At 63.5% G+C, this 24,781-nt stretch carries 22 protein-coding genes; 6 read left to right on the top strand and 16 right to left on the bottom strand.

Annotated features, from left to right (window positions below):
• Positions 1-69 precede the first annotated feature (69 nt).
• The 3 genes from IFU00_08655 to guaB form a co-directional block, all read right to left on the bottom strand.
• Positions 70-993: a LysR family transcriptional regulator gene (locus IFU00_08655; protein MBD8542349.1), complete on the bottom strand. Its 924-nt coding sequence runs from the start codon at positions 991-993 to the stop codon at positions 70-72.
• A 225-nt stretch (positions 994-1,218) separates the two neighbouring features.
• Positions 1,219-2,829: a glutamine-hydrolyzing GMP synthase gene (guaA, locus tag IFU00_08650; protein MBD8542348.1), complete on the bottom strand. Its 1,611-nt coding sequence runs from the start codon at positions 2,827-2,829 to the stop codon at positions 1,219-1,221.
• 100 nt (positions 2,830-2,929) lie between these two features.
• The gene (gene guaB, locus IFU00_08645; protein MBD8542347.1) at positions 2,930-4,390 is read right to left on the bottom strand and encodes an IMP dehydrogenase; all 1,461 of its coding nucleotides are present in this window, start codon (positions 4,388-4,390) and stop codon (positions 2,930-2,932) included.
• Positions 4,391-4,539: 149 nt separating this feature from the next.
• On the opposite strand from guaB, the gene IFU00_08640 reads away from it, so the two are divergent.
• Positions 4,540-5,064, top strand: a complete 525-nt coding sequence (locus IFU00_08640; protein ID MBD8542346.1) for a DUF4124 domain-containing protein — start codon at positions 4,540-4,542, stop codon at positions 5,062-5,064.
• Here IFU00_08640 and IFU00_08635 read toward each other — a convergent pair.
• Positions 5,036-5,368 carry an RnfH family protein gene (locus IFU00_08635; GenBank protein ID MBD8542345.1) on the bottom strand — a complete coding sequence of 111 codons (333 nt, stop codon included), beginning with the start codon at positions 5,366-5,368 and terminating at the stop codon, positions 5,036-5,038. The two genes, IFU00_08640 and IFU00_08635, sit on opposite strands and share 29 nt — an antisense overlap.
• Positions 5,361-5,792: a type II toxin-antitoxin system RatA family toxin gene (locus IFU00_08630; GenBank protein MBD8542344.1), complete on the bottom strand. Its 432-nt coding sequence runs from the start codon at positions 5,790-5,792 to the stop codon at positions 5,361-5,363. The genes IFU00_08635 and IFU00_08630 overlap by 8 nt, the downstream gene beginning before the upstream one ends.
• Positions 5,793-5,888: 96 nt before the next feature.
• Here IFU00_08630 and smpB point away from each other — a divergent pair, with 96 nt between their 5' ends.
• Positions 5,889-6,338, top strand: a complete 450-nt coding sequence (smpB, locus tag IFU00_08625; protein ID MBD8542343.1) for an SsrA-binding protein SmpB — start codon at positions 5,889-5,891, stop codon at positions 6,336-6,338.
• A 6-nt stretch (positions 6,339-6,344) separates the two neighbouring features.
• Here the strand turns inward: smpB and IFU00_08620 are convergent, their stop codons facing one another.
• The 4 genes from IFU00_08620 to lepB form a co-directional block, all read right to left on the bottom strand.
• A complete protein-coding gene (locus IFU00_08620) occupies positions 6,345-6,962 on the bottom strand; it encodes an ABC transporter ATP-binding protein (protein ID MBD8542342.1) in 618 nt (205 codons plus the stop codon).
• Positions 6,959-8,038, bottom strand: a complete 1,080-nt coding sequence (locus IFU00_08615; GenBank protein ID MBD8542341.1) for a hypothetical protein — start codon at positions 8,036-8,038, stop codon at positions 6,959-6,961. Before IFU00_08615 ends, IFU00_08620 begins: the two co-directional genes overlap by 4 nt.
• Positions 8,039-8,068: 30 nt before the next feature.
• Positions 8,069-9,262 (bottom strand): multidrug effflux MFS transporter, encoded by a 1,194-nt coding sequence (locus IFU00_08610; protein MBD8542340.1) that lies wholly within the window; start codon positions 9,260-9,262, stop codon positions 8,069-8,071.
• Between the two features lie 131 nt (positions 9,263-9,393).
• Positions 9,394-10,065, bottom strand: a complete 672-nt coding sequence (lepB, locus tag IFU00_08605; GenBank protein MBD8542339.1) for a signal peptidase I — start codon at positions 10,063-10,065, stop codon at positions 9,394-9,396.
• Between the two features lie 156 nt (positions 10,066-10,221).
• Here lepB and ppk1 point away from each other — a divergent pair, with 156 nt between their 5' ends.
• Positions 10,222-12,372 carry a polyphosphate kinase 1 gene (gene ppk1, locus IFU00_08600; protein ID MBD8542338.1) on the top strand — a complete coding sequence of 717 codons (2,151 nt, stop codon included), beginning with the start codon at positions 10,222-10,224 and terminating at the stop codon, positions 12,370-12,372.
• Entirely contained in the window at positions 12,344-12,811 is a 468-nt protein-coding gene (locus IFU00_08595; GenBank protein MBD8542337.1) for a histidine phosphatase family protein, read from the top strand. The genes ppk1 and IFU00_08595 overlap by 29 nt, the downstream gene beginning before the upstream one ends.
• Here the strand turns inward: IFU00_08595 and IFU00_08590 are convergent.
• The 3 genes from IFU00_08590 to IFU00_08580 all read right to left on the bottom strand — a co-directional run bounded on the left by IFU00_08590 (position 12,808) and on the right by IFU00_08580 (position 15,712).
• On the bottom strand, positions 12,808-14,262 hold the full coding sequence (locus tag IFU00_08590; protein ID MBD8542336.1) for a Ppx/GppA family phosphatase: 1,455 nt from the start codon (positions 14,260-14,262) through the stop codon (positions 12,808-12,810). The two genes, IFU00_08595 and IFU00_08590, sit on opposite strands and share 4 nt — an antisense overlap.
• A gap of 95 nt (positions 14,263-14,357) precedes the next feature.
• Complete coding sequence (locus tag IFU00_08585) at positions 14,358-14,549, bottom strand: hypothetical protein (GenBank protein MBD8542335.1); 192 nt, start codon at positions 14,547-14,549, stop codon at positions 14,358-14,360.
• Complete coding sequence (locus IFU00_08580) at positions 14,546-15,712, bottom strand: PepSY domain-containing protein (protein ID MBD8542334.1); 1,167 nt, start codon at positions 15,710-15,712, stop codon at positions 14,546-14,548. Before IFU00_08580 ends, IFU00_08585 begins: the two co-directional genes overlap by 4 nt.
• 118 nt (positions 15,713-15,830) lie before the next feature.
• Between IFU00_08580 and IFU00_08575 the strand changes: the two genes are divergently transcribed.
• A complete protein-coding gene (locus tag IFU00_08575) occupies positions 15,831-18,014 on the top strand; it encodes a TonB-dependent receptor (GenBank protein MBD8542333.1) in 2,184 nt (727 codons plus the stop codon).
• Positions 18,015-18,020: 6 nt separating this feature from the next.
• Here the strand turns inward: IFU00_08575 and IFU00_08570 are convergent, their stop codons facing one another.
• From IFU00_08570 to ppsA, 3 genes are all read right to left on the bottom strand, one after another.
• Positions 18,021-18,941, bottom strand: coding sequence for a paraslipin (locus IFU00_08570; protein MBD8542332.1), 921 nt, complete (start codon positions 18,939-18,941; stop codon positions 18,021-18,023).
• Positions 18,942-18,993: 52 nt separating this feature from the next.
• A complete protein-coding gene (locus tag IFU00_08565) occupies positions 18,994-19,416 on the bottom strand; it encodes an NfeD family protein (GenBank protein ID MBD8542331.1) in 423 nt (140 codons plus the stop codon).
• Between the two features lie 91 nt (positions 19,417-19,507).
• Positions 19,508-21,940 carry a phosphoenolpyruvate synthase gene (gene ppsA / locus IFU00_08560; GenBank protein MBD8542330.1) on the bottom strand — a complete coding sequence of 811 codons (2,433 nt, stop codon included), beginning with the start codon at positions 21,938-21,940 and terminating at the stop codon, positions 19,508-19,510.
• A 197-nt stretch (positions 21,941-22,137) separates the two neighbouring features.
• On the opposite strand from ppsA, the gene IFU00_08555 reads away from it, so the two are divergent.
• Complete coding sequence (locus IFU00_08555; GenBank protein ID MBD8542329.1) at positions 22,138-22,995, top strand: kinase/pyrophosphorylase; 858 nt, start codon at positions 22,138-22,140, stop codon at positions 22,993-22,995.
• 547 nt (positions 22,996-23,542) lie between these two features.
• Here IFU00_08555 and IFU00_08550 read toward each other — a convergent pair.
• Positions 23,543-24,739, bottom strand: coding sequence for an EAL domain-containing response regulator (locus IFU00_08550; GenBank protein MBD8542328.1), 1,197 nt, complete (start codon positions 24,737-24,739; stop codon positions 23,543-23,545).
• Between the last annotated feature and the right edge of the window lie 42 nt (positions 24,740-24,781).

Genomic DNA, 24,781 nt, shown 5'->3' with positions numbered 1-24,781 from the left:
AATCTGAAATCACGATGATGGAACGGTTGCCGCCGTTCGTAAAATATATTATTTGTACTTAAACAAGATCTAAATAGTCTCAATTGGACGCGCTGATGCCGAAGTGTCACGCACCTCGGCGATCAGTCTGTCCCGAATCACGCTGGGAGCATGCTCGCTCCATGCCATCCACAATTCCACATGCCGTAATCCGTCCGGCGCATCCACTTCAATTGGCCGGAACGCCACGTCCTCACGCCCATGCTGTGCCAATGAGGCCGGCAGCAGAGCCACACCAAAGCCACCGCCGACGAGGGCCACCAGCGTTTCGAGTTGCCGCGCCTGCTGGACAATGCGCGGCACGAAACCTGCTGCCTTGCAAAGCTGGACGAGTTGGTCATGAAAGCCCTGCCCCAAATGTCGGGGTGACGAGACGAAGGCGTCATCCTGAAGCGCTGCCAGCGGGACGATCTTGCTGCCTGCAAGCCGGTGCGTGACAGGCAGGGCCACCAGGATGGGCTCGCGCAGAATGGACGCGAATCGTAAGCCCGGCGCTGTCCTGCCCGGCGGTCTCATGAAGCCAAGGTCAGCACGGCCCTGCTCTAGGGATTCGACCTGCTCTTGCGTCGTGGCTTCCTGCATCGTGAAGGAAACCGCCGGGAATGCACAGCGGAAGCGCCGCAGCGCATGCAGCAATGCGCTATAAGGAGCGATGTTGATGAAGGTCAGAGTGAGATGGCCTTCAATGCCCTGCGCCACACGCCGGGTCTGCTCGACACTTTCGTCAAGCAGGCGCAGCACCCCTCTCGCCGACTCCAGAAAGGCCGCGCCAGCCGGCGTGAGCGAGACGCTGCGATTAGAGCGCTCGAATAGCGGCGCGCCGATCTCCTGTTCCAGCCGGCGAATCGCCTGGCTTAACGGTGGCTGCGCCATGTGAAGCCGTTGCGCAGCGCGGTTGAAGTGCAATTCCTCGGCGACGGCGATGAATTGGCGAAGAAGTCGGGTTTCGATCATGAGACCGGAGAGATATTATTTTTCACATACTGATACTAGCAGCGCAGCGTGGTCCGGGGTGCTGGTTTGCCTGAGGCTTTGCGTATCGAATGTGCACGACTCGCTGCGACGTTACCGGCCAAGTCGCGACTGATGCCACCAAATAATTAAGGCCATTGATGATCTACACCAGATCATCAACGGCCTTAACTTTTTATTCAAAATCAGCTAGTTACAGCCGACTCGTCATTCCCACTCAATCGTCGCAGGCGGCTTCCCCGAAATATCATAGACAACGCGATTAATCCCCCGTACCTCATTGATGATGCGATTCGAAACCTTCCCCATCAACGCATGCGGCAGATGCGCCCACTGCGCCGTCATGAAATCCAGCGTCTGCACCGCGCGCAGCGCGACAACATATTCATACGTGCGGCCATCGCCCATCACGCCCACCGATTTCACTGGCAGGAACACGGCAAACGCCTGGCTGGTCGCTTCATACCAGTTCAATGGCGCCTTGCCGGCATCGATGCCCGGCACGTGCGGCACTTCGAACGGCGTGTTGCGCAGCTCTTCGATGAAGATCGCATCGGCTTCACGCAGCAGGTCGGCGAACTCTTTCTTGACTTCGCCCAGAATGCGCACGCCCAGGCCCGGGCCCGGGAACGGGTGACGATAGACCATGTCGTGCGGCAGGCCCAGCGCGACGCCGAGCTTGCGGACTTCATCTTTGAACAGTTCGCGCAGCGGCTCGAGCAGTTTCAGGTTCAGCGTCTCTGGCAGGCCGCCCACGTTATGGTGGCTCTTGATCGTCTGGCCTTTTTTACCTTTACCAGCCGACTCGATGACGTCCGGGTAGATCGTGCCCTGCGCCAGCCACTTGGCATTGGTCAGCTTGCCCGCTTCGACCTGGAACACTTCAACGAACTCGCGGCCGATGATCTTGCGCTTCTGCTCGGGATCGTTCACGCCGGCCAGGTGGCCCATGAACTGGTCTTCGGCATCGATGCGAATCACTTTCACGCCCAGGTTCTTTTCGAACATGCTCATGACCATCTTGCCTTCGTCCTTGCGGAGCAATCCGTGGTCAACGAACACGCAGGTGAGCTGGTCGCCGATCGCACGGTGGATCAGCGCAGCGGCCACGCTCGAGTCGACGCCGCCCGACAAGCCCAGGATCACGTCGTCGGTGCCGACCTGTGCGCGGATCTTCTCGACGGCTTCACCGATATAGTCCGGCATGTTCCAGTCCGACTTGCAACCGCAGATTTCGTGCACGAAGCGGCCGATGATGGCTTCGCCCTGCGTCGTGTGCGTGACTTCAGGGTGGAATTGCAGCGCGTAGAAACGGCGCTCTTCGTCGGCCATTGCGGCGATCGGGCAGCTATCGGTCGACCCCATCAGCTTGAAGCCTTCAGGCATGTCCAGGACCTTGTCGCCGTGGCTCATCCAGACCTTGAGCATGCCGTGGCCTTCGTCGGTGACGAAGTCGTTGATGCCATTGAGCAGCGCCGTATGACCACGGGCGCGCACTTCGGCGTAGCCGAACTCACGCTTCAGGCCGTTTTCGACCTTGCCGCCCAGCTGGGCCGCCATGGTCTGCATGCCGTAGCAGATGCCCAGCACCGGCACGCCGGCTTCGAACACGGCCTGCGGCGCGCGTGGCGAATCGCCTTCGAGCGTCGAATTGTGGCTGCCCGACAGGATAATGCCCGAGGCGCCGTAGTTGCGGACGAACTCGTCGCTGACGTCGTAGGGGAAGACTTCGGAGAAGACGCCGGCATCGCGCACGCGGCGGGCGATCAGCTGGGTGACCTGGGAACCGAAATCGAGGATGAGGATTTTCGAATGCATAGGGAAGCTTAATGTGGTCGGTGGTGAGCGAAACGTATGGTGGCTGGCATTGCCACCCACCATAGAAAACGCGGCCATCAATGGCCGCGTCGAAGGTCGATTACTCCGAACGGTAGTTCGGCGCTTCTTTCGTGATCTGCACATCGTGCACGTGCGATTCGCGCATGCCGGCGGACGTGATCTCGACGAATTCGGCTTTCGAGCGCAGCTCTTCGATGGTGCTGCAACCGCAGTAACCCATTGACTGGCGCACGCCACCGATCAGCTGGAAGATGATCGCCAGCACGCTGCCCTTGTAGGCCACGCGGCCTTCGATACCTTCAGGAACAAACTTGTCGGCCTTGCTCGACGCTTCCTGGAAATAACGGTCGGCCGAACCGTCGGCCATCGCGCCCAGGCTGCCCATGCCGCGGTACGACTTGTAGCTGCGACCCTGGTACAGGATCACTTCGCCCGGTGCTTCTTCGGTACCGGCAAACATGCTGCCCATCATGACCGTGTGCGCGCCTGCAGCCAGTGCTTTCGAGATGTCGCCCGAGAAGCGGATGCCGCCGTCGGCGATGCATGGCACGCCCGTCCCTTCGAGTGCTTCGGAGACGTTCGAGATTGCGGTGATCTGCGGCACGCCCACGCCGGCGACGATGCGGGTGGTGCAGATCGAGCCAGGGCCGATGCCGACCTTGACCGCATCGGCGCCCGCTTCAACCAGCGCCAGCGCGGCCGATGCGGTGGCGATGTTGCCGCCGATGACATCCACGTGCGGGTAACGGTCCTTGATCCAGCGTACGCGGTCAAGGATGCCCTGCGAGTGACCGTGGGCGGTGTCGACCACCAGCACGTCCACGCCGGCCGCGACCAGCAGTTCGATGCGCTCTTCATCGCGTTCGCCGACGCCGACAGCGGCGCCCACCAGCAGCTTGCCCTGCGAATCTTTCGAGGCCAGCGGGTGTTCGTGCGACTTCTGGATATCCTTGACGGTGATCAGGCCGCGCAGTTCGAAGTTATCGTTGATGACGACCACGCGCTCGAGACGGTGCTTGTTCATCAGGCGCTTGGCTTCGGCCGTGTCCGCGTCTTCCTTGACCGTGACGAGCTTGTCGCGCGGCGTCATCTTGGCGCGCGCTTCGGCTTCCAGGTCTTCCTCGAAACGCAGGTCGCGGTTGGTGATGATGCCAACCACCTGGTTGCCTTCGACCACCGGGAAGCCACTGATGCCGTGCTGTTGCGACAGCGCCAGCACTTCGCGGATCTTCATGGTCGGTGGAATCGTGATCGGATCGCGCAGCACGCCCGCTTCGAAGCGCTTGACCCGCGCGACTTCGCGCGCCTGGTCGGCTGGACGGAGATTCTTGTGGATGATACCGATACCGCCCTCTTGCGCCATGGCGATCGCCAGGTTCGCTTCGGTCACGGTATCCATCGCGGCGGACAGCAGCGGAATGTTCAGCGTGATATTGCGGGTGAGCTTGGTGCGCAGGGAAGTTTGGGCCGGAAGAACGTTGGAGTAGGCCGGGACGAGCAGCACGTCATCGAAGGTGAGTGCTTTTTGGAGGAGACGCATAGTATTTCCTATAGGCGCAAAAGCGAATTATACAGAAACCCGTGATTTCCGTCGCCGGCCTGACCCAAATTTAGTTGGTGCGGTACGGTTTGAGATTGACAGCCGGACCGAAGCATGGCGAAATCTGTTAATTCTCAGGAGCAATTTCTATGTCGCAGATGCCGTACCGCGCCCTCGGCGCCACCCTGCTCTTCCTTGCCGCCACGGCCGCGCACGCCCAGTATGTCTGGATCGGCCCCGGCGGCACGCGCCAGTATTCCGATCGCCCGCCCCCGCCCGGCACACCGGCCAGCAAGATCGTCAAGGCACCAGGCCGCGCCAATCCCGAACTGGCATCGGCGCCCCCTGCCGTCATGCCAGCGGATGGGTCGGCCACCGTCCCAGCCGCCAAGCCGCTGCCATCAAAAGGCCAACCCACGCTTGCCGAGCAGGAAGCCGCCTACCGCGCGCGCACCAAGGCACGTGACGAGTCCAATCTGAAAGCACAGGAAGAAGCGCAGCGTGTACGCCAGCTGGCCGAGCGCTGCAACGCCGCGCGCGAGACGCAGGCGCAGCTGGCGTCCGGCACGCGCATCGCGCGCTACGGCCAGGATGGCCAGAAGAGTTATATGACGGATGCCGAGCGGGCCACGCGGGCCGCGCAGGTCAATCAGGCGCTGCAGGACTGCCGCTAGCGCCTTCCCGCTTGGCCGCGCGCTTGCGGCGCGACTCCTTTGGGTCAGCCACGAGCGGCCGGTAGATCTCGATGCGGTCGCGCTCGCGCAGTACCGTGTCGAGCGTCTTCTTCTTGGCGTAGATGCCCACCGGCTGCGTCGTCAGATTGATATCCGGGAAGGCTTCCAGCACGCCACTGCGCTCGATGGCGATGCCGATCGTCGTGCCGGGTTCGACCTGCAGCTCGCGCAGCCACTCGACCTTGTCGCTGGCGTAGCTGACCGAGATGCCCAGCAATGCGGGCGCAGGCGCGACGTCAGCCATACACGACCTCGGCACGCTTGCAGAACGAATCGACCATGCTGTTGGCGATCATGCCGAACACGGGGCCGACGATCTGCGCCAGGATCATGCTGGAGAACTCGTACTGCATGTCGAACTCGATCTTGCAGGCATCGGCGCGCAGCGACTTGAAGCTCCAGGTGGCTTCGAGCAGCTTGAACGGGCCGTCGACCAGGTGCATCTTCATCTGGGTCGGGCGCTGGTTGTGGTTCGATGTCGTGAAGCTCTGCTTGACGCCATGGAAATTAATTTGCAGAGCCGCGACGAGCTTGTCATCAGTGCGTTCGACGATGTTCACGCCACTGCACCAGGGAAGAAACTTCGGATAATCTTCGACTTTGGCAACGAGGTCGAACATCTGTTCTGCGCTATAGCCAAGGAAAACTGATTTGTGCACTACTGCCATTGGTCAACCGTTTGTTATGATGGGGGTCGTTTGCAAGTGGCGCCACCGTTGGCGCAATAGCAGTAGTTTAACCGACACGCGAATTTTCGCCTTTTCATGAGCATCGCTGACAATAAAAAAGCATTTTTTGACTACTTCATCGAAGACCGCTACGAGGCAGGTCTCGTGCTGGAGGGTTGGGAAGTCAAGGCCATCCGCGAAAGCCGGGTGCAGATCAAGGAAGCCTACGTGCTCGTCCGTGACAACGAGCTGTACCTGTTCGGTGCGCACGTCAGCGCACTGACGACCACGTCGAGCTTCAGCCACCCCGAGGCGCTGCGCTCGCGCAAGCTGCTGCTGCACCGCGCCGAGATCGATAAGCTGATCGGCAAGGTGGAGCGCTCCGGCTACACGCTGGTGCCGCTCAACCTGCACTTCAAGAAAGGCAATGTGAAGTGCGAGATCGGCCTGGCCAAGGGCAAGAAGCAGCACGACAAGCGCTCGACGGAGAAAGACCGCGACGCCAAACGCGAAGTCGCTGCCGCAATGAAGACCAACCGGCGCTAAGCCCTTCTACGCGCCCTGTGCCGGTAACGCCAGCACGCGGGCGCCGGTCAGCACGATCAGGTCGCGGTCGTGGGTCGAGAACAGCACCAGATGCTGGTGCGCCCGTGCTTTGATCTGATCGATCAGAAATGCCCGGGCATCGGCATCGATTCCATTGGTCGGCTCGTCCATCAGCACGACCTGCGCGTCTCCCATCAGGCCGGCGGCCAGCATGAACTTCTTGCGCGTGCCGAGCGACATGTCGCCAAAGCGCGCGCCAAGATACGCCGCGATTCCGAAGCCTTCCAGCAGCGCGCGATGCGGCCCGGCGCAGCCACGCAGCGCCTGCACCATGCACAGGAATTCGTCGCCGGTCATGAAGTCGTAGGCGACCGAGGCATCGGGCACCCAGGCCAGCGCAGCGCGTGCGCCCTGCCCGCGCGCCAGGTCATGCCCGCAGACCAGCACCCGCCCCGCCTGCGGCACGTCGACGCCGGCCAGCAACGCCAGCAAGGTCGACTTGCCGGCGCCGTTGGGTCCCACCAGCGCCACGGCGCCTGCGCCAAAGGCCAGGTGCAGGTCCTCGAACACCACCTGGCCGCCGTAGCGCATGCCCAGGCCGTCGGCTGCCAACAAGATCGTCATTGTGTTGCTCCCATCAGAATCAGTGCAGCGAACGTGAGCGCAGCCTTGAAGGCGGTCCCGTACCGGTGCCGCTGCAGCACCGGTGCGCCGAGAAGCGCGAGCAGCAGCAGCGACAGGCCGAGGGAGCAGGCCAGCATTGGCAGCAGGTCCGGGCTGCTCGCCGGCGCGGCGCGATACCCCAGCCACACCAGCATGCTGATGCCGCCGCCCAGGCCCAGCACGACCAGGTGCTCGGCCGCGAGCATCTTGACCACGCTGAACGGCATGCTGCGCAGGTAGGGCTCGAGCGGCTGGCGCGCGCGCCAGAACGCGTAGTACAGGCCGGCGAGCGCATACGCGCTTACGGAGCACGCCAGCGCGATGAAGCCTGCCGCATCCTGGCGCTTGCCCACCTGGCAGATCATCCACCAGCTGGCCGCATGTACGAGCAGCGCCGCCCCGATACGTGGCAGCGCCACGTGCAGGTGGCCGCGCCACAAGCTACGCATCTGCAGCAGCATCAGGAACACCAGCGCAGGAACACGCAGCACGCCGCCCGCACCCGTGCGCCGCGCGCCACGAGCACGGCCAGCACTGAACACCACGGCATGCGCCACGGCGAGTGTCAACACGATCAGCCCAAGAACATACAGGGGAAAGAAACCGTCAGCACCTAGCGGCGACGCGGGGCTCGTGGCCACAGTCCAGAAGGCGACTGCAAACGGCAGCGCCCACCACTGCAGCGCAACGAGCAGCAAGGCAAGGTCCAGCGCCGGCGCCACACGCCCTCCGTGCAGGCTCGCGCGGGCAAACCCCGCAAGCGCAGCGCCGCGCACGAATGGCCGGTGCACGCGTGCCCACAATGCAACCGCCGCCAGCCAGCCGGCGACGTACATCAAGCTGGTACGCCAGTCGGCGGGATCACGCCAGAAGTGCAGGATCGGCGCAGCCAGCAGCGTGGGCCGCTCGACCAGCGCAAGGCCAAACAAGGCAAGGCAGATGACCAGTGCATGCGCATAGCGCGCATACAGCGCCCGCGACTTCGCGGCGAAATAGCGGCGGCGCAGCAGGAACAGGGTACCGAAAGGTTCGGCCACCGCTGCCCGCCAGCGCCGCACCGCCATCACTCAGGCCGCGACGCTGGCAGGTTTGACCGCCATCATGACCGACAGGCGCCACGCGCCAAAGCTCAGCGCAAGCCCGGCTGCCACGCCCAGCGCGAGGTGAAGCGCGCTATGGAACAGCAGCGGCGCCACCAGGCCCGAGACCAGCGCAAACGACATCATCTGGATGAAGCCGATCATCGACGAGGCCAGGCCCCGGTTGTCAGGGAACAGGCCCAGCGCCGTGATCTGGATCGCCGGCATCGCGACCGACAGGCCGAACGTGTAGACGAACAGCGGCAGCACGGCCCACGGCACGGCGGCGGTGAGCAACGCGTTGTAGCCGACGTTAAAGGCCGCGCCCAGCGCCATCACGCCAAAACCCAGCCACATCATGCGGGTCGGCGTGCTTTTGTGCGCGTGTTTGCCGCCCCAGGCCGAGCCGACCACCATGCCGCCGACAAGCGGGATGAACATCCAGGCAAACGCCGTCTCGGGCAGGCCGAGGATCACCATCACGAAATTCGAGGCCGAGCCGATGTACAGCGACAGGCCCGAAAACGCGAGGCCCAGCGCCAGCGAGAGCAGCACGAACTGCGGATGGCGCAGCACCTTGACGTAGTTGCGGCCGATGGTCCCGGGATGGAAGACCTGGCGCTTTTCACGCGGCAGGCTTTCGGGCAGGAACTTCAGGCACACGAGGATCAGCAGCGCGCCGAACACCGCCAGGAACACGAACGACGAGCGCCAGCCGAAGGTGACGTGCAGCCAGCCACCCAGGACCGGCGCGATCGCCGGCGCGAGGCCGAACACCATCATGATGTGCGACATCATGCGCTGCGCCTGCGCGCCCGAGAAGCGGTCCTGCACGATGGCCTGGCCGATCACCGAGCCCGCGCCTGCCGACAGGCCCTGCAGCGCGCGAAACACGAGCAGCCAGCCGAAGCTTGGCGCCCACGCCGCGCCAATCGAGGCCAGCGTGTAGACCGTCAGCGCAGTCAGGATCACGGGACGGCGGCCGAACGAATCGGACAGCGTCCCGTAGAACAGCATCATGAACGCAAACGTGAACAGGAACACGCTCAGCGTCTGCTGCACCGCGACCGGGCCGACTGCATATTCGGCGCCGATGGCCGGCATCGACGGCAGGTAGGTGTCGATGGCCAGGGCCCCGACCATGCCGAGGCAGGCGAGGATGACGGTGAGGAGTTTTTGCATGAACGGCGCTTTCGGAAAACCTGCCGGCGCTGCACGGTGCGCGATGCACGATGCATGGGGCCGGATGACAGGCATTGGAGGGCTGCGATTGTAATCGATTTCGGTCTTCCCGATCTGCCGCTGCCCTGTTTTCAATCGGCGCTCAGCGCCATGCCGAAACGCTCGAAACGGGGCATCCAGTCGTGCTGGTAGTCGGCAGAAACAAGGATGCGTTCGGCGCGGCCAAGCAGCTTCGCGCGCGGCACCAGGCCGATCACGCGCGAATCGGCGCTGTTGTTGCGGTTATCGCCAAGCATCAGATACTGGCCGGGCGGTATGCGCAGCGGCGCAATGTCACGCAGCGCGGGTACGCCAGGAAGCAGTTGTACGCGCTGATGCGCACCGCCCACGGATTCGCTGAGCCGGACGGCGTCGACCTCGCGCCCGCCGGCCGGCTCGCGTGCGGTTCCGACCAGCGCGTAGGCACCCTCTTCCCCGTTGATACTCAAGCGGTCATTGCGCATCTCGACCAGGTCGCCCGGCATCGCCAGCACACGCTTGATCAGGCGCTTACCGTCGAGCGGCGAATAAAACACGACCACGTCGCCGCGCACAGGATCGCCGAGGTGCGCCACTTGCCGTTCAGTCAGTGGTATCTTGAGGTCGTATGCCAGGCGGTTGATGAACACCACGTCGCCCTCGAGCAGATTGGGCCGCATCGACCCGGATGGAATCGGGCTCCAATCAGCGACTGCGGTACGAAATACGCCGAACAGCAGCAGAAACAGCAGAAAACCTTTGTTGGCGCGGACAAGATTGATCACAGACTGCTCCTGATTGGGTGGTGGAGTCGTCAATAGTAATTGTCGATCAAACGTCAATGCTTAGCTGTTCGTTAACCACGCAATCCTGACAGCAGTGTCACCACGCTGTCATATTCGACAACTAGACTGATTGCGGGACGACTACGACCGCAGACCATGGATATGAAGAAAAAGGCCACCGAGGCTGACTTGAAACAATTTTCCGACGGCAGCGCCTATTTGAATCGCGAGCTATCGCTGCTCGAATTCAATCGCCGCGTGCTGGCACAGGCGGAAGACCCGACCGTACCACTGCTCGAGCGCCTGCGTTTTTTATGCATCGTCGCGAGCAACCTGGACGAATTCTTCGAAGTGCGTGTGGCCAGCCTGCTCGCCACCTACCAGATCGACCGCAACGACAGCGAGCTGCCCGAGACCCTGGCCACCGACCTCGAACGCGCGAGCGCCGAGTGCCGCCACCTGATCGCGCGCCAGTACGCGCTGTTCAATCAGGAGATCCTGCCGCAGCTGTCCGAGCAAGGCATCCACCTCCTGCACCGCAGCGAACGTAATCCCGCGCAGCGCGCGTGGGTCAAGCAGTATTTCGACCGCGAAGTGCGCCCGCTGCTCACGCCCATTGGCCTGGACCCGGCGCACCCGTTCCCGCGCGTGATCAACAAGAGCCTGAACTTCATCGTTGAACTCAGTGGCAAGGATGCGTTCGGCCGCGGCTCGGGCATCGCCATCATGAAGGCGCCACGCGTGCTGCCGCGCGTGATCCGCCTGCCGGACGACCTGTCGGACAAGCCGGGCAGCTCGTACTGCCTGCTGTCATCCGTGATCCAGTCGCACATGGCCGATCTGTTCACAGGCCGGGAAGTGGTCTCGTACTCGCAGTTCCGCGTCACGCGCAACAGCGACCTGTGGGTGGACGAAGAAGAAGTGAAAAACCTGCGCCAGGCGCTGCAAAGCGAGCTGCATGGCCGCCAGTACGGCTTTGCCGTGCGCCTTGAGGTGGGCCGCTCATGCCCGGCGCACCTGGCCGATTTCTTGCTGAACCAGTTCCACATCGACCGCAGCCGCCTGTTCACCGTCGACGGCCCGGTGAACCTGGGGCGCCTGCTCGAAATCGTCAACCAGCACGACCAGCCAGACCTGAAATTCCCGTCGTATGTGTCGGGCTATCCGGGCAAGCTGTCAGGCGCCGACATGTTCGCCGCGCTGAGAAAGCAGGACGTGCTGCTGCACCACCCGTTCGAATCGTTCCAGCCGGTGATCAACTTCATCCAGTGCGCGGCGGCCGATCCCAACGTGGTGGCGATCAAGCAAACCATCTACCGGGCGGGCAGCAATTCCGAACTGGTCGAGGCGTTGATCACGGCCGCCGAACGGGGCAAGGAAGTCACCGTCATCGTCGAACTGATGGCGCGCTTCGACGAAGAGGCCAATATCAACTGGGCCGAAAAGCTCGAGAAGGCCGGCGCCCAGGTCGTGTATGGCGTCGTCGGATTGAAAACGCACGCCAAGATGGCACTGGTGCTGCGCCGCGAACCGAGTGGCCTGCGCCGTTACGCGCACCTCGGCACCGGCAACTACAACCCCACCACGGCGAGGTTCTATACCGACTTCGGCATCCTCACATCCGACGACGACCTGACGTCGGATGTGAACGAAGTGTTCATCCACCTGACCAGCATGACGCGGCCCAAGCAGCTGGCCAGCATCTGGCTGGCGCCGTTCTCGCTGCACAAGGAAATCGTGCGCGCGATCCGCAACGAGACCGAGCTCGCGAAACAGGGCAAGCCGGGGCGCATCATCGCCAAGATGAATTCACTGACCGATGAATCGGTGATCAAGGCGCTGTACGACGCGTCGTGCGTGGGCGTGAAGATCGACCTGATCATCCGCGGCGCCTGCGCGCTGCGCCCGGGTGTCGAAGGGCTGTCCGAGAACATCAAGGTGCGCTCGATCGTCGGGCGCTTCCTGGAGCACACGCGGATCTACTACTTCCGCAACGACCTGAAACACGATACGTACCTGAGCAGCGCCGACTGGATGAACCGCAATCTGTTCCGCCGGGTCGAAGTGGCATTCCCGATCCGCGCGCCGCTGCTCAAGCGCCGCATCATGCGCGAAGGCTTGCTGCCCTACCTGAAGGACAACGTGAATGCGTGGGAACTGGGCAGCGATGGGCGCTACCGCCGCCGCCGGCCGCGCGGCAAACAGGTTGGCTTCAGCGCGCAGCAGGCGCTGATGGACATGCTCGGCGCTGAAAGCGCCCCCAACAAGGAAATCGACAATGGAACTGATCCTCTGGCGCCACGCTGAAGCCGAACCGGGCACGCCTGACCTGCCCGACGAACTGCGCGCGCTGACACCCAAAGGCCAGCGCCACGCGGCCCGCATGGGTGCGTGGCTCGAACGCACACTGCCACACGAATGCCGCATCCTCGTCAGCCCCGCCACGCGCTGCGTGCAGACGGCCGATGCGCTGGGACGGCGTTACAAGGTGGTGGAAGCATTGAGCACGGCGTCGAGCGCCGAAGCGATCATCGAGGCCTGCGGCTGGCCGGCGCACCGGCAGCCGGTGCTGGTCGTGGGGCACCAGCCACTGCTGGGCGACGTAGCCTCGCTGTTATTGTGCGGACAAAAGCAGGACTGGCGCATCCGCAAGGGCGGCGTGTTCTGGATCGAGCACAAGGCCAGCGATGGCATGCCGTACATCCGGCTCGTCGCCGGACCGGATGTCATCGGCAAGCTGCGCTAACCCTGGCGCACCTGGAACGGCACCCCGACCTCACCCCAGGCCTGCACTTCTTTCTCGAGCCAGGGCGCGAGCGTCGGGTGCTTGCGCATCAGCTCCGCCGGCAGATCCAGGTCGATGCGTGAGCGCATGCGCAGGCGCAGGCCGGCGATGTCGTCGTCCGCGCGTGCATGCATCAGCACGATCGCCAGGCGCAGCGCCAGCACGGCCTTGGCCAGATCGGCCTCCACCAGCGTTTCGCGGATCTTGCGCAGATTGCCTTTCTGACCCAGGACCAGCGTCGACAGCATGCGCTGCTCGCGCGTCGTGAAGCCACCCAGATCAGCGTGTTCGACGATGTAGGCGCCGTGCTTGTGCGCGCCGCTCATCGAGATCGCCAGGCCGATTTCGTGCAGCATCGCGGCCCAGGCCAGGTACGGCCGGTGCGTGTCGCCCTGCGGCTGCAGGCGTTCGAACAGCTGCGTCGCGATGCCCACGGTGCGCAGCGCGCGGCCGCTGTCGACGCGGAAGCGCCCCATGCAGGCGCGGATCGCGGCGTCGCGCCGGTCGCGCCGGTTCGCGCGCAGTTCGAGATCGGACAGCACGCCCAGGCGCAGGCCCGCATTGATGGCGGTAAGCCGTTCGACCTTGAGCTCTTGCATCGCGCCGATCAACACCGTCAGGCCGCCGACCATCACGGGTACGCGCTCGCGCTTGACGCCCGGTAGCACGAAGGCATCCACGTGACCCAGGTCGAGCAGGATGGCGCGCAGTGCCTGCAGGCTGTGCTGCGAGACCGTGCCGTCGCCGATGGCATTGCGCGAGATGACTTCGGAAATCGCCCGCATCGTGCCCGACGAGCCGTAGGCGGTGTCCCAGCCCTTGGCGTGGTACAGCGACGCAGCGTCTTCAAAGCGCGCGCGCGCGGCCGTGACGGCGGCGTCGAAATTGTGCTCGGTGATGCGGCCATCCGGGAAATACGCCAGCGTTTGCGGCTGGGTACCGATGCCGAAGGATTCGACCAATCCAATGTCGCCCCCGGTGCCGGCGATGACTTCGGTCGAGCCGCCGCCGATGTCGATCACCAGGCGCCGTTCGTCATGGCGCTCGATCGCGCGCGCCACGCCCATGTAGATCAGGCGCCCTTCTTCTTCGCCCGAGATGATGTCGATCGGGTGCCCGATCGCGTTCTCGGCCAGCGGCAGCAGCAGGTCGGCGTTCTTCGCCACGCGCATCGTGTTGGTGGCGACCACGCGCATGGCGTCGAGCTGGTATTCGTCGAGGATCTTGCGGAACTCTTGCAGGCAGTGGATCGCGCTGCGCATTGCCGCTTCGCTGAGCATATTGTCGGCATCGAGACCGGCCGCCAGGCGGATCGGATTGCGCGCGGTGCGCACGATGTGGATGCGGCCACCGGCGGGCTCGCCGATGTGAAGGCGGAAGCTGTTGGACCCGAGGTCGACTGCTGCAAACATGAGGTCCTTTCGATGATGACCGGATGCCTGGGCGGGCAAGGCGCCGCGCCAGGTATCTTCATTGGACCGAGTATACAGCCTGGGCCGGTGTGCGCCTAGAGCGCGCTGCGCTGCGCCGGCGTACGGCGCATGCCGAACCAGACGCCTAGCAGGCACGGGATGCCGAGTGCGACGGCCGAGACGGCGTCCCAGATGCCGTCGCCCAGCAGCGCCGAGATCAGGCCGATCGTGGTGAGGATGCCGAGCACGATCGGCGCGCCCCAGATTTGTGATGGTGTGCGGATCATGAGCGTTCTCCGGTGAGTGTCGTCGTTGTGGGGAGCGGGTGCGCGTGCGCGGCCACCTTGGTGGTGGCGTTGCCCGTCTTGCCGCGCTTGAGCCACAGGTACAGGCCCGTGCCCAGCAGGATGATGGTGGCAATATCCAGCAGCGCCCACAGCAGCTTCATCGCCTGCCCGCCGTAGTCACCAAAGTGCAGCGGCTGCGACACCAGCAGGGCTTTCAGATACCACGGCAGTACCGGGGCGTCCGTCAGCTGGCCCGTGTTCGCATCGACCAGCACCGGCCGGTACATGCGCGAGCTGAACGCCTCGTTGCCATTCATGTAGATGCCATAGTGATGCTCGCTGCTGAAATCGGTGCCCGGGAAGGCGACGAAGGCCACGCGCATGCCCGGCAGCGCCGCCTTGGCCGTCTCGATCGCATCGTGCACCGACGCGGTATGCGGCAGCGGCTTCTTGCCTTCGTATTGCTTGAGGATCTGCGCCAGCTCGTTCTTCTGGTAGTACTTGTACATCAGGTCGGCCCAGGTGTTGATCATCCCGGTGCCGCCGACGACGAACAGCCAGACCAGCGTGACGATGCCCAGCATATTGTGCATGTCGAGCCACTTCAGACGCGCGCTGCGCTCCTTGCGCACGGTGCCGAAATCGAGCTTGCGCATGAACGGCGCATACAGCACGACGCCACTGACGATGGCCACCAGCAGCAGCAAGGCCATGAAGCCCAGGAACAGCATTCCCGGCAAGCCCATGAACAGGTCGACGTGCAACGCCAGCATCGTCGACATGAACACGCCGCCCTCGAAGGCCGGCTCGGTGATCACTTTCGTGGTACGCGCATCGACCGCGATCGGCTTGTAGTCGTGGTCGTGCATGTGGTCGGCCAGCGTGACGTTCCAGATCTCGGGCACGTCGGCTTCCTGCGAGATGAACATCGGCTTCTTGGTCGGGTACAGCTCTTTCGCCGACGCGATCACGGCGTCGACGTTCCCCTGCGGCATCGGGCTCGACAGCACAGGCGGCTCTACCTCGGTGCCGAGCAAGTGGCCGATTTCGTGGTGGTAGATCAGCGGCAGACCGGTCAGGCACAGCAGCAGCATGAAGATGGTGCAGATCAGGCTGCTCCACTTGTGGATCCAGCCCCAGCGGCGCAGGGAGACGGGTGACATGATGGTTGCGCGTGCCTATGGCAAAAATCGTTGAGTCCAGAATAATAATCGTTCTCATTTACATTTGCAAGGCGCGAGGATAGAATGCGCGCTACCCTATTCACCCAGACTGCATCACATGAACACTCGCCGTTTCGCCCTGACCCCGGCCGCATTCGCCGCCGCCCTCCTCGTCGCAGGTACCGCATTTGCCCAGGACGGCGCGCCGGCCACGGACGACAGCGCCGTCCCGACCGTCGTCATCAGCGCGTCGGCCGACGCATCGGCCCAGGGCCTGCCGGCTGTCTATGCGGGCGGCCAGGTCGCGCGCGGCGGGCGTCTGGGCCTGCTGGGCAACGTCGACATCATGGACACGCCGTTCAACAGCACCAACTACACGCATGCGCTGATCCAGGACCAGCAGGCACGCAGCGTCGCCGACGTCGTCCAGAACGATCCGTCGGTGCGCGTGGCGCGCGGCTTTGGTAACTACCAGGAGCTGTACATGATCCGCGGCTTCGCGGTCGGCTCGGACGACACCGCGTACAACGGCCTGTATGGCCTGCTGCCACGCCAGTTCGTCGCGACCGAACTGGTCGAACGCGTCGAAGTACTGCGCGGCGCCCACAGCTTCATCAACGGCGCGGCCCCTGCCGGCGGCAGCATCGGCGGCTCGATCAACCTGCTGCCCAAGCGCGCCCCGAATCAGGACCTGAGCGAAGTCACGCTTGGCGTCGAGACGGGCGGCCAGGGTTACGGCGCCATCGACCTGGGTCGCCGCTTCGGACCGGAGGGCCGCGCCGGCGTGCGCGTCAACGTTGCGCACCGCAAGGGCGACACCGCAGTCGATCGCGAAGGCCGTGAACTGAGCGTGTATTCGCTGGGCGTCGATTACCGCGGCCGTGGTTTCCGCCTGTCGGCCGACATCGGCGCGCAGGACCACGAACTGACCAATGCACGCCCGAGCGTGACGCTGGGCGCGACCACCCCGATGATTGCCGCGCCAAGCGCCGACCGCAACTTCGCGCAGCCATGGACCATCTCGGAAGAACGCCACACCTTCGGCACCGTGCGCGCTGAAGTCGACCTGGCTGGCGGCGCCGTCGCCTGGGCCGCACTGGGCGCGCGCAGCGGCCAGGAATACAACATTCTGTCGTCGATCACGGTCAACAACGCCAATGGCGACGGCACCATGACCCGCTTCGACAATATCCGCAAGGACCAGGTCCGCACTGGCGAAGTGGGCGTGCGCGGCGCACTGCGCACCGGCTTCATCAAGCACATGCTCAGCGCCTCGGCCTCGGGCTTCCACAGCGAGTCGCGCAACGCCTATGCCCTCAGTGACTTCGCCGGCTTCGCGTCGAACGTCTACATGCCGCGTGACGTGGCAGCGCCATCGTCATCGTTCTTCACGGGCGGCGACATGGGCAATCCACTCGTGACGTCCAAGGCAATCCTGTCGAGCCTCGCGATTGCCGACACGCTGTCGCTGCTGGACGACACGGTGCTGGTCAATCTGGGCCTGCGCCACCAGCGCCTCAAGGACTACGGCTACGACTATGGCACCGGTCTGGAAAACTCGGCCTACGAGGCCAGCGAGAATACCCCGTTCGCCGCCGTTGTCTACAAGCCGCGCAAGGACCTGTCGGTGTACGCCAACTACAGCGAAGGCTTGCAGCGCGGCGCGGTTGCCTCGGGCACCGAGATCATCAACCAGGGCCAGGTCTTCGCACCGTACGTATCGCGCCAGCGTGAAGCGGGCGTCAAGTTCGACAGCGGCCGCTATGGCTTGAGCGCCGCCGTGTTCTCGACCAGCCAGCCGAGCGGCTATGTGCAGAACCGCGTGTTTGGCGTGTTCGGCGAGCAGCGCAACCGTGGCCTGGAGCTGTCGGTGTTCGGCAATCCGGTGCGCGGCCTGCGCGTGCTGGGTGGCCTGACGCTGATCGACGCCGAACAGCGCGTCACGGCCGGCGGCATCAACCAGGGCAAGGATGCGATCGGCGTGCCAAAAACGCAGCTGAACATCGGCGCCGACTGGGACGTGCCGGGTGTGCAGGGCCTGGCACTGAATGCCCGCACCGTCTACACGGCGACCCAGTACGCCGATGGCGCCAACACGCAGAAGCTGCCGTCGTGGACCCGCGTCGACCTGGGCGCAACCTACCGCACGAGCTTCATGGACCGTGACCTGACGCTGCGCGCCCGTGTCGACAACGTCGCCGACAAGAACTACTGGGCCTCGGCCGGCGGCTACCCGGGTTCGGGCTACCTGGTGCTGGCGGCGCCGCGCACCGTGGCGGTGTCAGTAACCGTCGGCTTCTAAAGCACGTTATCGCTGCGCCTTGACGATCTGCAGGGCGCTGGCGATGGCGGTGCTGATGTCGCCCATATTCGCGGGCACGATCAGCGTATTGTTGGTCTTGGCCAGGTTGGCAAAGGCGTCCACATAATGCTCGGCCACGCGCAGGCTGACGGCGTCCATCCCGCCCGGTGACTGGATTGCATCGCCCACCTGCCGCAGCGCCGACGCGCTGGCTTCGGCCAGCGCGACAATCGCCGTCGCCCCGCCCATCGCGCGGTTGATGGCCGCCTGCTTCTCCCCTTCCGAGCGCGCAATCGACGCCTCACGTTCACCGCTGGCGATATTGATCTGTTCCTGGCGTCGGCCTTCCGACGCCGCAATCAGTGCGCGCTTTTCGCGTTCGGCCGTGATCTGGGCCTGCATCGCATGCAGGATCTCTGCCGGTGGCGTGAGGTCCTTGATTTCATAGCGCAGCACCTTCACGCCCCAGTTGGCGGCCGATTCATCGATCGCGTTGACGATGTGGGTGTTGATATGGTCGCGCTCTTCGAACGTTTTATCCAGTTCCATCTTGCCGATCACCGAGCGCAGCGTGGTCTGGGCCAGTTGCGTGATCGCCTGCAGATAGTTCGATGAACCGTACGACGCGCGCATCGCATCGGTGACCTGAAAGTACAGGATGCCGTCGACCTGCAACTGCGTGTTGTCGCGCGTGATGCAGACCTGCGGCGGCACGTCGAGCGGGATTTCCTTGAGGCTGTGCTTGTAGGCGACGCGGTCGACGAACGGCACCACGATGTTCAGGCCCGGCGCCAGCGTGGCATGGTATTTACCGAGGCGCTCGACGACCCAGGCGTTCTGCTGCGGCACCACGTTGATAGTCTTGAAGACGAAGACCAGCGCGATGACGAAGATGATCAGTGCAACGATGCTGAAGGTCGATTCCATGGGGTTCCCTTTGGAGTTGGATTACATCCGGATTGGTTGAAACGGGGCAGGCCTACTGGCGCGCCACGATCAGGCGATTGCCCTGCACTTCGACGATTTCGTGTTCGCCCGGCTGCGCGTCCTGGCCGGGCTGCAGTTCGACGTCCCACAGCGCGCCCCGGTACATGACGCGGGCACGCCCACCATGCCACTGCGGCACGCTGACGCGCTGGCCGATGTCGAGGTTGATGCTCGGGTCATTCGCCGCCGGGCGCCGGCCGCTGCGGGCAAAGCGCGTGCGGCGCAGGACCAGCGTTGCCGCGATCCCGATTGCCGCCGCAACGAGCGTCTGCAGCGCGCCGCTCGCGCCCAGCCAGGCAGCCAGGGCGCCGGCGACAAGGCCAAGTGCAATCATCAGCAGGTAGAACGTCCCGATGAACAGCTCGGCCACGATGAGTAGCCCGGCCCCGATCAGCCAGTAGGTCCAGTCGGCCATGGTGTGTCTCCTTTTTATTGTGGTGAAAAAAAACCCCCGCTACCCGAAATGGATAGCAGGGGCCTTGCGAGCACTGTGTGCCCACCCTTGCTTACATCTTCGCCAGCTTTTGCCAGGTGTCGATCACCGAGTCAGGATTGAGCGACATCGACTCGATGCCCTCTTCCACCAGCCACTGCGCGAAATCAGGATTGTCCGATGGACCCTGGCCGCAGATGCCGATGTACTTGCCCTTGGCGCGGCAAGCCTTGATCGCCATCGACAGCAGCGCCTTGACGGCCGGATCGCGCTCGTCGAAGTCCTTGGCCAGCAGCTCCATGCCCGAATCGCGGTCCAGGCCCAGCGTGAGCTGGGTCAGGTCGTTCGAACCGATCGAGAAGCCGTCGAAGAACTCGAGGAACTGCTCGGCCAGGATGGCGTTGGATGGCACTTCGCACATCATGATCAGGCGCAGGCCGTTCTCGCCGCGCACCAGGCCATTCTTGGCGAGCAGGTTCACGACTGCCTCGGCCTGGCCGAGCGTGCGCACGAACGGGATCATCAGCTCGACGTTGGTCAGGCCCATCTCGTTACGCACGCGCTTCATGGCCGTGCACTCCATCGCGAACGATTCGGCGAAATCATCGGCCAGATAACGCGCCGCGCCGCGGAAGCCCAGCATCGGGTTTTCTTCGTCCGGCTCGTAGCGCGAACCGCCGATCAGCTTCTTGTACTCGTTCGACTTGAAGTCGGACAGGCGCACGATGACCGGCTTTGGCCAGAACGCGGCAGCGATCGTCGAGACGCCTTCGACCAGCTTGTCGACATAGAACGCGCGTGGCGATGCATGGCCACGGGCGACCGATTCGACGGCTTTTTTCAGGTCGGCGTCGATGTTCGGGTATTCGAGGATCGCCTTCGGGTGCACGCCGATATTGTTGTTGATGATGAACTCGACGCGCGCCAGGCCCACGCCGCTGTTTGGTACCGACTGGAAGTCGAAGGCCAGCTGCGGGTTGCCGACGTTAAGCATGATCTTGGTCTTGATCGGTGGCAGTTCGCCACGCGCGACTTCGGTCACTTCGGTTTCCAGCAGGCCGTCGTAGATCATGCCTTCGTCGCCTTCGGCGCACGAGACGGTAACCAGCGTGCCATCCTTGAGGACGTCGGTCGCGTCGCCGCAGCCAACGACGGCCGGCACGCCCAGTTCACGCGCAATGATCGCTGCGTGGCAGGTACGGCCGCCACGGTTGGTGACGATCGCTGCGGCGCGCTTCATGACCGGTTCCCAGTTCGGATCGGTCATGTCGGCCACCAGCACGTCGCCCGGCTGGACGCGGTCCATTTCGGACGGGTCGGTAATCACGCGCACGCGGCCCGCGCCGATTTTCTGGCCGATCGCGCGGCCGTGGGTCAGCACGGTGCCCGTGTCCTTCAGGTGGAAGCGCTGCTGCGCATCGGTCGACTTCTGCTGCGACTTGACGGTCTCTGGACGCGCCTGCAGGATGTACAGCTTGCCGTCGCGGCCATCCTTGCCCCACTCGATGTCCATCGGACGGCCGTAGTGGTTTTCGATGATGACAGCGTACTTGGCCAGCTCGATGATTTCTTCTTCGACCAGCGAATAGCGGTTGCGCATTTCGATCGGCACGTCGACGGTCTTGACCGAGCGGCCGGCCTTGGCTTCGGCGGTGAATTCCATCTTGATCAGCTTGGAGCCGATATTGCGGCGGATGACGGCCGACTTGCCCATTTCGAGCATCGGCTTGTGGACATAGAATTCGTCCGGGTTCACGGCGCCCTGCACGACGGTCTCGCCCAAGCCGTAGCTCGACGTGATGAAGACGACGTCCTTGAAGCCCGATTCGGTGTCGATGGTGAACATGACGCCGGCGGCGCCGGTGTCCGAGCGCACCATGCGCTGCACGCCGGCCGACAGCGCGACTTCGGCGTGGGTGAAGCCTTTGTGCACGCGGTACGAGATCGCGCGGTCGTTGTACAGCGAGGCGAAGACGTGCTTCATCGCCTCGAGCACGTTGTCGATGCCGACGACGTTCAGGAACGACTCCTGCTGGCCGGCGAACGACGCATCCGGCAAATCTTCGGCGGTGGCCGACGAACGCACGGCGAACGAGACTTCGGTTTCCGAGTCGGCGAACAGGCGCTCGTAGAAGTTGCGGATCTCTTGTTCGAGACGCGGCTGGAATGGCGTGGCGACGATCCATTCACGGATCTCGGCGCCGGCGACGGCCAGCGAACGCACGTCGTCGATGTCGAGGTTGTCGAGGCGGCGCGCGATGCGCTCGCCGAGCGACGCGCCGCCGTCGATGCTGTGATCGAGGAAGTCGCGGAAGGCATCGGCCGTGGTGGCAAAGCCGGTCGGCACGCGCACGCCGGCGCCTGCCAGTTGGCTGATCATTTCGCCGAGGGACGCGTTCTTGCCGCCGACCGACTCGACGTCGGTCATGCGCAAGTCTTCGAACGACGCGACGTAGACGCGGTCGGCCTGCCCCGGTTGGATCGCTGCAGTAGCTGGATTGGTCATGATAAAAAACACCTTACTTGATGATGGAAACCTGTGGGTGCATCGGTGCAAGGCGGGGGCGCGATTCGCGTATTCTTGTTATTCTCGCCCGCGTGCAGCACAATGCAAAATCCGTTGCCGAGCATTCTACCCCGCAAGTCGGGGATGTGCAGCGCACTTTACATGCAACTCTGTCAGCAAAGCTTAACAAACCGACCATGATCGACGATCCCCAGTCCCTGCCCGCACTGGCGCCGGCCCCCTCCCGCACCGTGTTCTTCGTCTCCGATGGCACCGGCATCACTGCGGAGACGTTCGGTCACGCGGTCCTGAGCCAGTTCGAGATGCGTTTCCGGCAGATCCGCCTGCCCTTCATCGACTCCATCGAAAAAGCGCACGACGCCGCGCGCCGCATCAACGACAGTTTCGCGTTGCACGGCCAGCGCCCGATCGTGTTCTCGACGCTGGTCAAGCACGACCTGTCGAGCGTGATCCGCTCGGCCAAGGGCATGCACATGGACCTGTTCCAGACTTTCGTCGCGCCGCTCGAGCAAGAACTGGACGTCAAGTCGACGCACACGATTGGCCGCATCCACAACGCGGTCGACAGCGAAGAATACAAGAACCGCATCGAAGCCATCAACTTCTCGCTAGCGCACGATGACGGCCAGTCGCACAAGAACCTGGCCGATGCCGATGTGATCCTGGTCGGGGTGTCACGCTCAGGGAAAACGCCAACAAGTTTGTACCTGGCGATGCAATACGGCCTGAAGGCCGCCAACTACCCATTGATCCCGGACGACTTCGAACGCGGCCGCCTGCCGAGCAACCTGCCGCCGTACAAGGCCAAGCTGTTCGGCCTGACGATCACGCCGGAACGCCTCTCGCAGATCCGCAACGAACGCCGCGCGGGCAGCAAATACGCGTCCATCGAAAACTGCCGCTACGAAGTCAACGAAGCCGAGCTCCTGATGCGCCGCGAAGGCATCCGCTGGCTCTCGTCAACGACGAAATCCATCGAAGAAATCGCCACAACGATCCTCCAAGAAATCGCCCCCGACCGCCGCGAATACTGAACAATTAGGGTCAGAGTCGAATTATTGAGCAATTTCTTTTTTATCCCGGCGGATTCAAGCCGGGATAACTTCAACTTGCGCCAGAGCTCTTGAATCCCAATTAGGGTCAGAGTCGAATTGTTTGACAACTTTTGAAATCAAAGCGACCTCAATCAGATGAGGTCGCTTTTTTAGTGGGAAATTGCCCAACAATTCGACTCTGACCCTAATTGCCGATTAATTGATTGGAGCTCAGGATTGAGAATAGAAGGACTTGCGCCATAAATCGGCGGTGTCACCCGACGCCGATCGGCCGAGCTGCTGTTGAAGACCAACATTAACAGTCGGGCCGACAATTAGACCGAAGCGGACTGGCAATAAACAATGAGGGTCAGAGTCGAATTGTTTGACAACTTTCTCGAATTAAACACCCTTGATAGGATGAGACTGCTCATTCAAAGATAAATTGCTCAATAATTCTACTCTGACCCTAATTGTTAGAGCTCATTAAAAAGGAAATTGCCCAACAATTCTACTCTGACCCTAATTGTTGGGCTATTGGGTGGGGCTAGAAGTATTGGCGCCAGTCGCTTAGCCAGGCGGGGAAGGCGGCGGAGGGCATGGGATTGGCGATGTGGTAGCCCTGGGCGTAGGTGCAGCCTAGGGCTTGCAGGAAGTCCCAGTCGCGGCGGGTTTCGACGCCGACGGCGACCGATTTGCGGTCCAGGCTGTGGGCCAGGCTCAGGCAGGAGCGCAGGAGCGTGCTCAGCGGCAAGCGGCGTGAGGCGCCGTCGACGAAGCTGCGGTCGATCTTCAGTTCGGTGAACGGGATACGGGCCAGCAGCTGCAGGTTTGAGCGACCGGTGCCGTAGTCGTCGATGGCCAGCCCAAAACCCATCATCCGCAGCCGGACCAGGCGCTCGATGAAGTCGGGGTCCGTGTTCAGCACCGACGATTCCGAGATCTCGAATGTCACGTCGGTAGCAGCGACCCCATGGCGCTCCAGGCACGCCGACATCTGGCGCACGAATGCGGGGTGAGCGAGCGTCTCGGAGGCGATGTTCAGCGAGATCGGGATGGCGATGTCCTGGTCCTGCAGCCAGCGCCGGCGCTCCACCGACAACTCGATCATGCTCCAGTCGAGGAAGTCGATGCGCCCACTCTCGGCCAGCGCATCGACGAACGAGGCTGGCCCCAGCACGCCGTGCTCAGGATGGTTCCAGCGTGCGAACACCTCGAGGCCTTTGACCTGCCCCGTCGCCAGCTCGATCTTCGGCTGGAAGTACGGCTCGAACTGACGCTTTTGCAGGCCGATGCCCACTTGCTGGAACGTGAAGCGCGGCTCGGCTGGCGCCTGCGTGAAGCGCGGCAGCGGCGTGTAGTTCTCCAGCACCGGCTTGAGCGCCACGGCGGTGACCGGCCGGGCGATGGCGCCGAGCAGCTCGATGCCGAAGGCTTCGGCCAGCGTTTCGACGGAGAACAGCAGGCCGGCCGGCTGCGCGCCGGTCACGATCAGGCGCGCGGCGCACTTGATCTCGCCCAGGCGCCGCAGCAGCGTCAAGCCGTCCATGCCGGGCAAGTCCAGGTCGATCAGTGCGACGTTGACGAGCGGCGTAGTCCCCGCTTCCAGCGCCTGCAGCGCAGCCGCGCCGTCGGCGACGTCGGTGACCTGGCCGGCGCCGAGTTGTCCCAGCAAGGCGACCAGCGCCCGGCGCTCGGAAAGGTCGGCTTGCGCCACCAGAAAATGCAAATGCGCGATGTCCATCGTTACTCCACGTTACAAGCCGCTAGCCTACTGGATGGCGCA

It is taken from the genome of Oxalobacteraceae sp. CFBP 8761, assembly GCA_014841595.1.
GTDB lineage: Bacteria > Pseudomonadota > Gammaproteobacteria > Burkholderiales > Burkholderiaceae_D > Telluria.
The sequence above is the reverse complement of the archived record's forward strand: the minus strand, read 5'-3'. Positions and strand labels throughout refer to the sequence as shown.